The sequence below is a fragment of the Bradyrhizobium stylosanthis genome (assembly GCF_001641335.1).
GTDB classification, from domain to species: Bacteria; Pseudomonadota; Alphaproteobacteria; order Rhizobiales; family Xanthobacteraceae; genus Bradyrhizobium; species Bradyrhizobium stylosanthis.
This window is the reverse complement of sequence record NZ_LVEM01000011.1, coordinates 1-12,368: the sequence shown is the minus strand read 5'-3', so window position 1 is coordinate 12,368 and position 12,368 is coordinate 1. Positions and strand designations below refer to the sequence as shown.

The following is a 12,368-nucleotide window of genomic DNA, read 5'->3' as shown; positions in this document are numbered from 1 at the left end:
GTGCAAGCCAACAGAGGAGTACGCCGATGTCGAAGAACATGTGGAAGTTGACGGCAGCCGCTTGCGCAATGACCGTCGTCTTTTCCGCGACGTTGCCGGCCGCTGCTCAAAAGCTCGAGGATCAGGTGGTGATCGCCACGACCGGCGGCCTGATGGGCAACACGCTCGCCAAGCACTTCTACGAACCCTTCAACAAGGCCAAGAACGTGGAAGTCGTTCCCGTTGCGATCGAGGTTCCCGATCAATGGGCGCGCGCCAAGGCGATGCAGCGAACCGGCAAGATCGAGTTCGACATCGTCACCGCAACGGGGCCCGACCTCGTCGGGCGAGCCGATATGCTGGAGAAGATCGATTGTGCCAAGCTGCCGAACGTACAGAAGTTCGGCGTCTCCGACGCATGCCAGCCTTATGGCGTCGCGCGCACGACCGGCGGCATGCTGATCACCTACAACACGGAGGCCTTCAAGGAGAAGGCGCCGAAGAATTGGGCCGACTTCTGGGACGTGAAACAGTTTCCGGGGCCGCGCGGCCTGCCGGACACGGGCGATAGCGACTGGTGGGTGCCGGCGGCGGCGCTGCTTGCCGACGGAGTCAAGGCAGACCAGCTCTTCCCGTTGGATCTCAATCGCGCCTACAAGAAGCTTGATCAGATCAGGCCCAATGTCTCCGTCTGGTGGAAGACCGGCGACCAGGTGCAACAGATCATGCGCAGTCGCGAGGTGGTCATGGCAATGAGTTACTCCGGGCGCGCGCTGGCCGTCGTGAAGGAGGGGGTGCCGGCTGCGTTGTCCTGGGATCAGGCGATCCGGGACACCGGCTATATGGCCATCCTGAAAGGCGCGCCCGACGTCAATGCGGCCATGGCTTATCTCGACTTCTTCTATGCAAACTCGGAGGCGCATGTGCCGTTCATGCGTGCCGTCAATTATGCCACCGCCAGCAAGTCGGCCATCGAATTGATGAAGCCGGAAGAGCGCAATCTCTATGCGACGTCACCGGAAAACTACGAAAAGCTCGTGAAGCCGGACTTCGCCTGGATCGGCGAGAACCGCAACGCACTGCGCGAGCGCTGGATGGCTTGGCTGACCCGTTGATGCCGACGCGGCAGCCGTATTGCGCGCGCAAGACAGGAGCCGACGATGGATCACACCAGTGACCCGAACGCGATGCGCTACGTCATCGATCCCAATAGGCTCGATCTCGTGGAGGAATTTCGCGCAAGCCCGCTCGGGGTCCACAGTCCGGACCTGCGCAAGCTGCTGGCGCGGATGCGGTGGGGGCGGCCGGAAGGCCGGTTGGTCCTCATCGTGCTTGAGCCCGGAAAGGCGTGGCGGCTGTCGCGAATCCCCAGGCGTCGCGGCGATCCGATGCCTTTTGTCGACGATCGCGTCTTCACCTCGCTCGCCGAGGCTGAATGGCATGTTTTCAAGCTGCGCTGGCAGGAGATGACCAGCGTGGCGCTACCGGCGGAGATGCTGGGGTGATCTACAAGACCAACGAGTATCTCGGCTATCCCGATCGCATCAGCGTGCCGGCGGGAGAGCAGGTGAAATTCCAGCTCAGCAGCAAGCGACCGAAGGTGAAGGTCGAGGTGCTGCGGCTGCGCTGCGGCGACGTCGACGCCAACGGTCCCGGCTTCAAGTACGAGATCATGGCAAGCAACATCGACGGCGAGCATGCTTGTCTCGATCAGCCCATCCGGCCCGGCTCCAACGCCGTCATCGAGCATGATGGTGTGCTGGTGCCCGCCGCTGCGCACTGGTCCTTCGGCGCCTACGTCTATCCCACGCGCATTGCCGACAATCCCAGGGCCGTGATGGGGAATTGGTGCCAGGGTTCGGGACGGGGTTATGCGCTCGAGCTCGACGAGGATGGGTGCCCGGTGCTGGTCCTGGGCCGAGTAGAGGGCGGGCCGGTTCGTTTCGTCCTCGACGTCAAGCTGCGTGAACGCGTCTGGGCTTTCATAGCGTGCGCGCTCGATTTCGGGGAAGCGTCGGCCACGGTTTCGCTGATCGTTCCGGCAGATGGCGTTCGCCCGGCGGCGGCCCACTCCCAATCGTTTGCACTGCCGGCGACCCTTGATGTCGACTCCGGACTGCCCTTCCTGATTGCAGCCCATCATTTGAACGGCGATCGGCAATATACCGCTCACTTCGACGGCAAGATCGAGGCTCCGCGAATCCTTTCGCGACAACTCGACGCGGAACAGTTGCGTGTATTCGAGTGTGGTCAGCGGACGGGCACGACCGAGGCCGGGCTCGTTGCGTTCTGGGACTTTTCCAATGGAATCTCGACGCTAGCAATCAAGGACATCTCGCCGAACTGCCTGCATGGCGGCTTGCACCAATTGCCTCGCAGAGGCGTCACCGGCTTTCACTGGTCCGGCGCCGTACACGACTTCCGGCTTTCGCCGCGCGAATATGCCGCCATCCATTTCCACAGTGACGACATCTACGATTGTCAGTGGCAGACCACTTGCGCGCTCGATGTGCCCGGTGATTGGCGATCGGGCGTCTATGCGCTGCGGCTCACGCCGGCGAGCGGTGACCCCGACGGGCAGTGTGAAAGCTATGTCACCTTCTTCGTGACACCGGGCAGGCAGACCAAGCGCGCCGATCTTGTCGTAGTCGCGTCGGTTGGGACCTATCTCGCCTATGCCAACAGTGCGCTACGGCTCTATCAGGTTCATTTCGAGACGCTAATGGAGCACGTGTTGTGGCTGCCGCTCGACGATGTCTTCATGCAGGAGAACCCCGAGATCGGCCAGTCGACCTATGATTGTCATGTCGACGGATCGGGCCGCGCCTACAGCTCCTGGCTGCGCCCCATCCTCAACATGCGGCCGCGCGGTTACTGGTTCAACCTGATCAACGATACCCACATCCTCGACTGGCTCGAGGAGAAAGGCATCGCCTACGACCTGATCACGGATGTCGAGCTCGACCGGGAGGGCGCGCGGGCGCTTTCGCCTTACCGAGCGATGATGACGCCGACCCATCCGGAATATTTCAGCTTCAACATGATGAACGCGATCATGGCGTATCAGAACGCCGGTGGGCGGCACATCTCCATGGGCGGCAATGCGTTCTACTGGCGCTGCGGCTTTCATCCGGCAGCACCGGCCGCCCTCGAAGTGCGTCGCGGCATGGCAGGGACACGGACTTGGGAGTCCGAACCGGGCGAGGTGCATCTTGCCGGCACCGGCGAGCCGGGCTCGCTGTGGCGGCACTCGGGTTTTGCGCCGCAGAAGCTCGTCGGCGTCGGATTTTCCGCGATGATCAACGACACCTGCGGCTATTACCTGCGCACCGCCGAAAGCGAGGACCGGCGCGTTGCGTTCATTTTCGAGGGGACGGGCCGCCACGAGAAGTTCGGTGATTTCGGCTTTCGCTACAACGGCGCGGTCGGCAGCGAGATCGACCGGTATGACCTCGAACTGGGAACGCCGCGGCATGCGTTGCGGATCGCGACCTCCGAGGGACTGGGAGCCGGCGCGCTGCCGACGCCGGAAGAGTTTCGCACAGTAGTCGATGGACTGGACGGCACACAGAACGCGCTTGTGCGCGCCGACATGGTGTTCTTCGAGACCGGCAATGGCGGTGCCGTCTTCGCAACGGGATCGATCACCTACGGCATGTCGCTGAGTCACAACAGTTACGATAACAACATCAGCACGATCACGTTGAACGTCGTCAACCGGTTCCTCGATCCAAGGCCCATCGTCATGCCTGCTGGCGCCTAGCAGGCTGGCGACTTCGGCTTATCAAGTAATATCGCCATCCCCGGTTGGGCATGGCACTTCGAACAAGAGGCTGTCATGTCGGACAAGCGCGAGTTTCAATCGCCGGAAATGGGATCCGTCAACGTCGCTCCCCGCAAGACGCGTCCGATGCATGCGGACGAGCACTGGGGCAGCCAGCCATGGTACGAGGCGCCGCGCGGCGATCCCGCCATACCCGAGGTCTACACCTACACTGCCGCGATGTCGTACGATCCCGGCGACGAGGTCGTCTTCCATTCGACGGCAACGGCCAAGGCCTGGCGGCTGCAAATCTATCGCGACGGTCTTGAGCCGGAAATGGTGCACGAGGTGAGCGGGGTTGATGGTGTGTTCGCAGCCACGCCGCCCGATGCTTATCGCGACGGCTGCAACTGGCCGGTCTCTCATCGTTGGACGATACCGCCGGATCTGCGCTCGGGCTTCTATCGTGTGGTGTCGTCCTGCGAGCGGGCGAATGGAGCCCGCTTCGTCCAGCACCATTTCTTCGTCGTGCGGCCGACGGAGAAGACACGACGAGCCAGGATCCTGATGATCCTGCCGACCGGAACCTGGACCGCCTATAACGATTTCGGAGGTGCCAATCACTATTTCGGCGTCGAAGGACCGAACCGCGATGAGCCTTCGCCGGTACTGTCGCTGCAGCGGCCGTGGACGCGTGGTGTGGTCTGGCTGCCCGCAGGCGCGCCGCGCATCTGCGCTGATCCTGCGCCCGAGATGGGCGATGCACCGCGCTATCCGATGAAGGAGTGGGCCTTCGCCAACGGCTTTGGCCAATACTACGCCGCCTCGGGCTGGGCTCAGTACGACCGCCATTTCGTGCTCTGGGCAGAGAGCGAGGGCTATCAGCTCGACATGATCACCCAGACTGATCTGCACTATCGGCCGGAGCTGCTCGACGCCTATCCGTGTGTGACCATCATCGGCCATGATGAGTATTGGACCTGGGAAATGCGCGAAGCGATCGAGCGCTACGTCGAAGCCGGTGGCCGGCTGGCGCGCTTCGGCGCCAACTTCCTGTGGCAGATCCGTCTCGAGGATGGCGGCCAGCGGCAGGTCTGCCACAAGTTCAAGGCCGTCCACAGGGATCCCGTGGCCGGCACCGACAAGGCGCGTCGGATGACGTCGGCCTGGGAAGACCGCAATGTCCGCTGGCCCGGGGCTTCGACCGTCGGAGTGAACGGCGTGCACGGCCTCTATGCGTCCTGGGGCGGCTTTGCGCCGAACGGCCAGAGAGGTTTCACGGTGTATCGTCCCGAGCATTGGGCCTTTGCCGGCACCGGACTGCACTATGCCGACATCTTCGGCGACAAGCAGCGCATCTTCGCCTACGAGGTCGACGGGCTCGACTATACGTTCCGTCACGGCCTTCCGTTTCCTGTTCCCGTCGAAGGTCAGCCCGAGTCCATCCAGATTCTCGCCATGGCACCGGCGGTGCTGGCGGAGGACGAGCCGCCGGGCGAGGGCTTCCGGTACTACGTGCGCAGCAGCGACCATGAAGGTCTGGTGGAATGCGTCACCGGCGAAGTCACGCCTGAGGGGCTCGCCCGCTACAAGTACGGCTCGGGCATGATGGTGCACATGACGCGCGGCAAGGGCGAGGTGCTGACGGCCGCCACTTGCGAGTGGGTGATGGGACTGAAGCGCGGTGATCCCTTCACGCAGCGCATTACCCGCAACATCCTCGATCGCTTTACCGCGGCGACGCGCGGCTGAAGTCGCGGCAAAGGAGAAGAAATGCACGATCGAGCCAGCGGCGACCGACAGCCCGCGCCGCGAACAACCGATGTCGAGGAGCTGGCGCGCATTGCCAGGAGCCTTCGGCGCGACGTCATCAATCTGGTCGCGCCCACCGGGCAAGGTTATGTGCAGCAGGGATTGGGAGCGGCCGACCTGTTCGCAATCCTGTATTTTTCCGAGCTGCGTCTCGATCCGTTGGACCCCGAATGGCCGGATCGCGACCGCTTCCTGCTGTCCACGGCGCACAACACGGCCATCTTCTATGCCACGCTTGCGGCGCGCGGTCTGGTCGACCGTGAAGCACTCCATTCCTATTGCGGCGACGGATCGCCGTTCGAAATCAATGCATCGGAGCGCGTCGGGACCGTCATCGAAGCGACGCTCGGCTCGCTGGGGCAGGGGCTGTCTGTCGGGATTGGCATGGCGCTCGCGGCGCGCCGCCGGCGGTCTCCGGCACGGACCTATGTGCTCCTGGGCGACGGCGAATTGCAGGAAGGGCAGCTCTGGGAGGCGGCGCTGTTTGCAGGGAGCGCGCGTCTTTCCAACCTCTGCCTGATCGTCGACGACAACCAGATGCAGGTCGAAGGGCATATCGATCAGGTCGTCACGGTGGCGCCGATCGACGCGAAGTTCGCCGCGTTCGGCTGGTCCGTCGAGACCGTCGATGGACACGACATCTCCGCGCTGCTCGCCGGCCTCGAGCGCGCGCGCGGCAGGGAACGTCCGACATGTCTGGTGGCCCGCACGCTTGCCGGCAAGGGTGTGCCGTCGCTCGAAGGGCTGCTTGCCCACAATCTGAAACTGCCATCGCCGGTCGCGGCGAAGGCGCTGAGCGAACTGTCGCAGATTGCCGGGGAGGGACCGAGATGATGGCCGGGAACGATCGGACCTCCCTCGAGGTTCTCGATTTCACGGCGCGCGACGCCGCCGCCGCTCCCGCGGTCAAGCACTATGGAGAAGCCCTCGTCGAGGCCGCTCGGCGCGATCCGCGTATCGTTTGCCTGACGGCTGATCTGACGCTACCGACCGAGACCGATCTGTTCCGGGATACTTTTCCCGAACGGTTTCATCAGGTGGGCATAGCGGAAGCCAACATGGTGGGGATCGCGGGGGGATTAGCCCGATGCGGCGAAATTCCCTTTGTCCATAGCTTCTGCGTGTTCGCTACCCGGCGCTGTTACGATCAGATTGCCATGCAGGTCGCCTATCCGCGTGCGAACGTGAAGATCGTGGGTGTCATCCCGGGTCTCACGACGCTGCTCGGGGTCTCGCACCAGGCGATCGACGATCTCGCGCTGATGCGTGCCTTGCCGAACATGACCGTGATCGAGCCCTGCGGTCAAGGCGACGTACGCGCCGCCGTCGCTGCAGCCGCTGCGCATGAGGGACCGGTCTATCTGCGGCTCAAGCGTGCGGACGGTTCAGACGAGCCGGCTCCGGCAACGTCGGACTTTCGGATCGGCAAAATGCAGGTGTTGCGTCGCGGCGCGGATGGCTTGCTGGTGGCCTGCGGAATGATGGTGGCGATTGCGCTACGCGCTGCTGAGACACTCGCTCGCGAGGGCATATCGTTGACGGTGGTCGATATGTCGACGGTAAAGCCGCTCGATCCGGAGCTCGTGGCGCTGGCGCGCACGGTACCGCTGGTGGTCGCGGCCGAGAACCATTCCATTATCGGCGGATTGGGCAGCGCGGTTGCTGAACTGTTGCTGGAAGAGGGCGTGGATGTCGCGTTTCGCCGCGTTGGCGTCGGCGATACTTTCGCCGAAGGCGGCTCGACCGGCTATCTGTTCGAGAAATACGGCCTCTCCGAGCGCGCGATCATCGACACAATCAAGAGCCTGCGCCAGAGGCGGCGTCGTTGAGGCGCTGCTGCTCAGTCTTCGTCCGGTGGGATATTGGAGGTGCCGCCATGCTTTTCCAGAAGCCGGACGAGATTCTGGCCGCCTTCCATCATGTCGGCCTGGATCGCCTCGCGAACCTTGTCCGGCCGGCGCTGCCGAAGAAATCTGAGCACCGCTAGATGTTGATGTTCGTTCGGATAGGTCGGTGGCGCGTGCGGATAAAGAAAATTCAGCAACGGACCGTTGCGCATCCAGATGTCGTCGAGGATGGCGAGGACCTCCGGAAGTCCCGATCCATCATAGAGGCTGCGGTGAAACTGCCAGTTGACGCGAACCGCATCGGACCATCTGTGCTCCTTTTCGGCACTGACTAGCTCGCGATGGATCGCCTCCATCCTGTCAATGTCGGCCTCGGAAATGCGCGTCGTCGCGTGCTCCGCGGCGAGGCCCTCGAGAAACAGCCTGACGGTTCGGAGCTCGATATATTGCGCGGCTGTCATGTGAGCGACCATGATCGAGCGCCCGGCCTGCATTTCCAGCGCGCGCCCGCGCACGAGCTGCATCAACGCTTCGCGAATGGGCGTCTCCGACACATTCATGGTCGCGGCAAGTTCGCGGATCTTGAAACGGTGACCAGGCGAGAACCGGCCTTCCATCAGCGCCTGGCGCAGATTGTTGTAGACAAGGCTCGTCAAGCTGTCGCGGGCGACTGGTCCCACCCCGCGATCACCCAGTCTCAGGTCAACATCAGCCATTTAGGTCCTCAAACCGGTCTTGGTCTGCCTGCCGGTCCGGCCCAGCCCCTTGTCCATTTTATATATAATATAGGGCGGGCTGGTTGTGCACCATGGCGAAAACTTCCGCGCACTCGCAACTCACTGATCTCTCGTTTCAGTTTCGGATGCAATCTGGTCGCGGAACATTGCACGAGCGTGCCCACCGGCGCGCCAAATCGCTTGGCTCGCGGCATCTTTTTAGATATATGATATATCATCGTTGATCAGGAGGCCGATATGTCGGGATTGAACAGGACGCGGGACGCTGCGTTGCGCGCTCGCGCTGAAAAGGTCGTTCCGAGCGGGATGTGGGGACATCTTCATGCCGCCAAGTTGCCGGACGCCTACCCGCAGTTCTTTGGCCGCGGCGAGGGCGGGGTGCTCTGGGATGTCGACGGCAACCGGTACGTCGACTTCATGTGCAGTTGGGGTCCCAATCTGCTCGGCCACCATCATCCCGAAGTGGATGAGGCTGCCGAGCGCCAGCGGCGCGAAGGCGACTGTCTCAACGGTCCCGCCGAAGTGATGGTCGAATTGGCCGAGTTGGTCGTGGACATGGTTGGGCATGCCGACTGGACGCAGTTCCAGAAGAACGGCACCGACGCGACAACGGCTTGCGTTACCATCGCGCGGGCGGCGACGGGGAAGCGGAAGATACTGGTTGCGAAGGGCGCCTATCATGGAGCTGTGCCGTGGTGCTCACCCTCGCTTCTCGGTGTGACCGCGGAAGATCGCGCCCATCTGTCGTATTTCAAGTTCAACGACGTCGAGAGCCTTGAGGAGGCAGTGAAGGCAGCAGGGGATGATCTTGCAGGCATCCTGGTCTCTGCTTATCGCCATGACATGGGCTTCGACCAGGAACTCCCCTCTGCGGAGTTCGCCCAGGCTGCACGGCGTCTGTGCAGTGACAAGGGAGCTGTGCTGATCATCGATGAAGTCCGCGCGGGCTTTCGTCTCGATATGGCCGGGAGCTGGGAAGCGCTGGGCGTCCGTCCGGACATGTCGGCGTGGAGCAAGGCGATCGCAAACGGCTACGCTCTGGCAGCCGTCACTGGGGCCGACTGGCTACGTCGTGCGGCGTCCCAGGTCTTCGTGACGGGTTCGTTCTGGGCGGGGGCGGTCTCGATGGCGGCCGCCGCCGCGACACTGAAGATCGTGCGCCGGGACGATGTTCCGAACCGCCTGGCCTATTTGGGGCGATTGTTGCGGGAGGGCCTGGAAACACGCTCGCGGCAGTTCGGCTTGTCAATTCGCCAGTCGGGCCCAGCGCAAATGCCGACAGTTCTATTCGACGACGATCCGGATTTCGGGAAAGGCTTTGCCTTCTGCAATGCCATGCTCGAGCGTGGCGTTTACTTCCACCCGAAGCACAACATGTTCCTCTGCGCCGCCCATACCGAGGCCGACATCGCCGCGGCGCTCGATGCAGCCGAGCACAGCTTTTCAGTTGTGGCGGCACTTGGCACGGGGAGCGAGGGGCGGATGGGTCGATCTTGAACACCCGCCATCGGGCCATGCATCAAGACGTTGGCGAATAGTAAAGTTCAGCACTCCGGCAAGTTGACCGCCAACCCGCCGAGGCTCGTCTCCTTGAACTTCGCATTCATGGCTTCGCCCGTCTGCCGCATTGCCTCGATGCAATTGTCCAGCGGCATGAAATGCGATCCGTCGCCGCGCAGGGCGAGCGAGGCCGCCGCCACCGCCTTGATGGCGCCGATGCCGTTGCGCTCGATGCATGGGACCTGGACCAGGCCCGCTGCGGGATCGCAAGTCATGCCGAGATGGTGCTCGAGCGCGATCTCCGCGGCATTCTCAATCTGCTCGGGCGATCCGCCCAGCGCCGCGCAGAATCCGGCCGCAGCCATCGCGGCCGCTGACCCGACTTCGCCCTGACAACCTGCCTCGGCACCGGAGATCGAGGCGTTGTGCTTGATCAACCCGCCGATCGCCGCAGCCGTGAGCAGGAAGTCGGCAATCTTGTCGGGCTCCGCCCCGATGCAGTGATCCAGGTAATATCTCAGCACCGCGGGCACGACGCCGGCGGCCCCGTTGGTCGGTGCGGTCACCACTCTGCCTCCGGCCGCGTTTTCCTCATTCACGGCCATCGCGTAGACGCTCAGCCAGTCTGCTGCCGCGTGCGGCTGAGCGCGATTGGCCTGCCGCTCAGCCATCAATTGCCGATGGATCCGCGCGGCCCTGCGTCGGACGTGCAGCCCGCCCGGCAGTTCGCCTTCCTGGCTCAGTCCCCGTTCGATGCACCCGTTCATGACCGACCAGAGGCGGGCGAGGCCGTGTTCGACTTCTTCAGGTGTACGGAGGTGGATCTCATTCGCGCGCTTCATGTCCGCGATGGACAGCCCGCTCTCGCGCGCCATGCGCAGCATCGCGCTCGCGTGCGCAAATGGATAGGGCCACGGTATCGCGTCGGCGGCAGCCGGCGCTGCTTCGCGCTCCCGCGCCGTCACCACGAAACCGCCGCCGATGGAGTAATAGGTCTCGTCCAGCATCACCGCCCCGGTGGAATCGCGGGCGGACAGAACGAGTCCGTTGGCATGACCGGGCAATGGTGGCCCGTAGTCGAAGACGATGTCGAGGGCAGGGTCGAATCTGAGCGGCGGCAGGTCTTTGGGGCGCAGGAGACGGCTGCGGCGGAGATCCACGAGCTGGCGTTCGGCTGCGTCGAACTCGAACTCGGCGGGCGTCCAGCCGAGCAGGCCGAGCGTCACGGCGCGATCCGTGGCGTGGCCTTTCCCCGTGAATGCGAGCGACCCATGCAGTGTCGCTCCGACGGCGGTTGCTTGGCGAGCGGACGGATGTTGCCGCAGGAGATTCAGGAAGTGCCCCGCGGCCGTCATGGGTCCCATCGTATGCGACGACGAGGGACCGATGCCGATCTTGAAGACGTCGAATACGCTCAGAAACATCACACGCCTCTGGTCGAACCTGTCTCCTGCGCGACAAGCTCTGCGGTAGCAGTCCAGCCCCTAGACGGCAATTGCCATTCCATCGCGCTGCGGATCAGCCCCTCCCGAGCAAACACCATTGACGATGCCGATGGCGTGAAGAGCGGCGAAAGGAAAAGTCTGGGGCGAACGCTTGACGTCATAGCCCGCAGCGGTGAGCTCGTCACTGACATTGCGACGTATGCGGTTCGAGATGTCGATCGCGTTCGAAACGCCCATGATCCGTGGCGCCGCCACGGCTTCGAAGGTCGACATGCCGAAATCGAGCATGTTCATGATCCCTTGCGCCACGGCCGGCGCGACGTAGCTGCCGCCCGGCGCGCCGATCACGATCCGTGGTGTTTCGCCATCGAAGACGATGGTCGGCGCGCAGCGGAAGATGCACGGCGCTTGCCGGGCGCGATCGAGGCCGCTCGACCGGGCCGCGGATCGAAGCGGCTCATCGTCCCGTTGTGGATGAAGCCGAGGCCGTCGGAGATGGCGCCAGAAGAGCTACCCAGCGTGTGGGTCAACAGATGGGCCACTCCGCGGAGGTCAGAAAATTAGCGCAGTGAAATTTCATTTTTTCGCTTGCAGTCAGGTGAATGAGCATCTAAAGCCTCTTCCGCGTTGCCCGCCTGTCGGGCGCTCCCTTGGCTTTGAGGCAAAGGCGAGCGGACGCATAACAGATGCTTCTCACCTTGTTGAGTGCACAACAGCCGACACCAGTCGGTTGGAGTTCATCCATCGTCGGTAAGGGTGTCGGAACCCTTCCTCTCAGGAAGGTTGGGGCCTCTGCGGGTCCCGGGCTGTTTGACAAGTGAAGATGAAGAAAGAGAAACGTGGACGGCGGAGTCCTTGCGGGTCTCGCTTCTGAAGAGCTTCGGCTTTTTGGATCGAGACCGGACGAAAGACTTCGGCGGTACACGTTTTAAAGGAAACACCATCGTTGCCAGCGATGTGAATCGCAGGCAGCTCGGCGGCTTCGGCCGTCGGAAAAATGGTGGGACCTCGTCAAACGTTGTGATCAGCCGGTTCAAAGTTCAAGTCCAACTTGAGAGTTTGATCCTGGCTCAGAGCGAACGCTGGCGGCAGGCTTAACACATGCAAGTCGAGCGGGCGTAGCAATACGTCAGCGGCAGACGGGTGAGTAACGCGTGGGAACGTACCTTTTGGTTCGGAACAACACAGGGAAACTTGTGCTAATACCGGATAAGCCCTTACGGGGAAAGATTTATCGCCGAAAGATCGGCCCGCGTCTGATTAGCTAGTTGGTAGGGTAATGGCC

The 12,368-nt window shown here is 62.8% G+C and carries 9 protein-coding genes, 1 rRNA gene and 1 pseudogene; 8 read left to right on the top strand and 3 right to left on the bottom strand.

The annotated features are described in order from the left end of the window. Window positions 1–26: 26 nt before the first annotated feature. The 6 genes from A7X65_RS39850 to A7X65_RS39825 all read left to right on the top strand — a co-directional run bounded on the left by A7X65_RS39850 (window position 27) and on the right by A7X65_RS39825 (window position 7,383). A complete protein-coding gene (locus tag A7X65_RS39850) occupies window positions 27–1,094 on the top strand; it encodes an extracellular solute-binding protein (RefSeq protein ID WP_063694878.1) in 1,068 nt (355 codons plus the stop codon). A 45-nt stretch (window positions 1,095–1,139) separates the two neighbouring features. Then, window positions 1,140–1,484 (top strand): N,N-dimethylformamidase alpha subunit family protein, encoded by a 345-nt coding sequence (locus A7X65_RS39845; protein WP_063694877.1) that lies wholly within the window; start codon window positions 1,140–1,142, stop codon window positions 1,482–1,484. Window positions 1,485–1,579: 95 nt separating this feature from the next. Then, window positions 1,580–3,742 carry a N,N-dimethylformamidase beta subunit family domain-containing protein gene (locus tag A7X65_RS39840; RefSeq protein WP_245324082.1) on the top strand — a complete coding sequence of 721 codons (2,163 nt, stop codon included), beginning with the start codon at window positions 1,580–1,582 and terminating at the stop codon, window positions 3,740–3,742. 108 nt (window positions 3,743–3,850) lie between these two features. Continuing rightward, entirely contained in the window at window positions 3,851–5,494 is a 1,644-nt protein-coding gene (locus A7X65_RS39835; RefSeq protein WP_063694905.1) for a N,N-dimethylformamidase beta subunit family domain-containing protein, read from the top strand. Between the two features lie 21 nt (window positions 5,495–5,515). Further along, complete coding sequence (locus A7X65_RS39830; protein WP_082885253.1) at window positions 5,516–6,388, top strand: transketolase; 873 nt, start codon at window positions 5,516–5,518, stop codon at window positions 6,386–6,388. Then, on the top strand, window positions 6,385–7,383 hold the full coding sequence (locus A7X65_RS39825) for a transketolase family protein (RefSeq protein WP_208608653.1): 999 nt from the start codon (window positions 6,385–6,387) through the stop codon (window positions 7,381–7,383). The genes A7X65_RS39830 and A7X65_RS39825 overlap by 4 nt, the downstream gene beginning before the upstream one ends. Before the next feature lie 11 nt (window positions 7,384–7,394). Here A7X65_RS39825 and A7X65_RS39820 read toward each other — a convergent pair whose 3' ends face one another. Then, on the bottom strand, window positions 7,395–8,117 hold the full coding sequence (locus tag A7X65_RS39820) for a GntR family transcriptional regulator (RefSeq protein WP_063694875.1): 723 nt from the start codon (window positions 8,115–8,117) through the stop codon (window positions 7,395–7,397). 258 nt (window positions 8,118–8,375) lie between these two features. Between A7X65_RS39820 and A7X65_RS39815 the strand changes: the two genes are divergently transcribed. Continuing rightward, window positions 8,376–9,635, top strand: coding sequence for an aminotransferase class III-fold pyridoxal phosphate-dependent enzyme (locus A7X65_RS39815; protein ID WP_156528458.1), 1,260 nt, complete (start codon window positions 8,376–8,378; stop codon window positions 9,633–9,635). 47 nt (window positions 9,636–9,682) lie between these two features. On the opposite strand, the gene A7X65_RS39810 is transcribed toward A7X65_RS39815, so the two are convergent. Continuing rightward, window positions 9,683–11,062, bottom strand: coding sequence for an L-serine ammonia-lyase (locus A7X65_RS39810; RefSeq protein ID WP_063694874.1), 1,380 nt, complete (start codon window positions 11,060–11,062; stop codon window positions 9,683–9,685). Window positions 11,063–11,122: 60 nt separating this feature from the next. Continuing rightward, window positions 11,123–11,622, bottom strand: a pseudogene (locus tag A7X65_RS43765) (gamma-glutamyltransferase); the annotation flags it as partial. A gap of 508 nt (window positions 11,623–12,130) precedes the next feature. Between A7X65_RS43765 and A7X65_RS39800 the strand changes: the two are divergent. After that, window positions 12,131–12,368, top strand: a 16S ribosomal RNA gene (locus A7X65_RS39800); the annotation flags it as partial.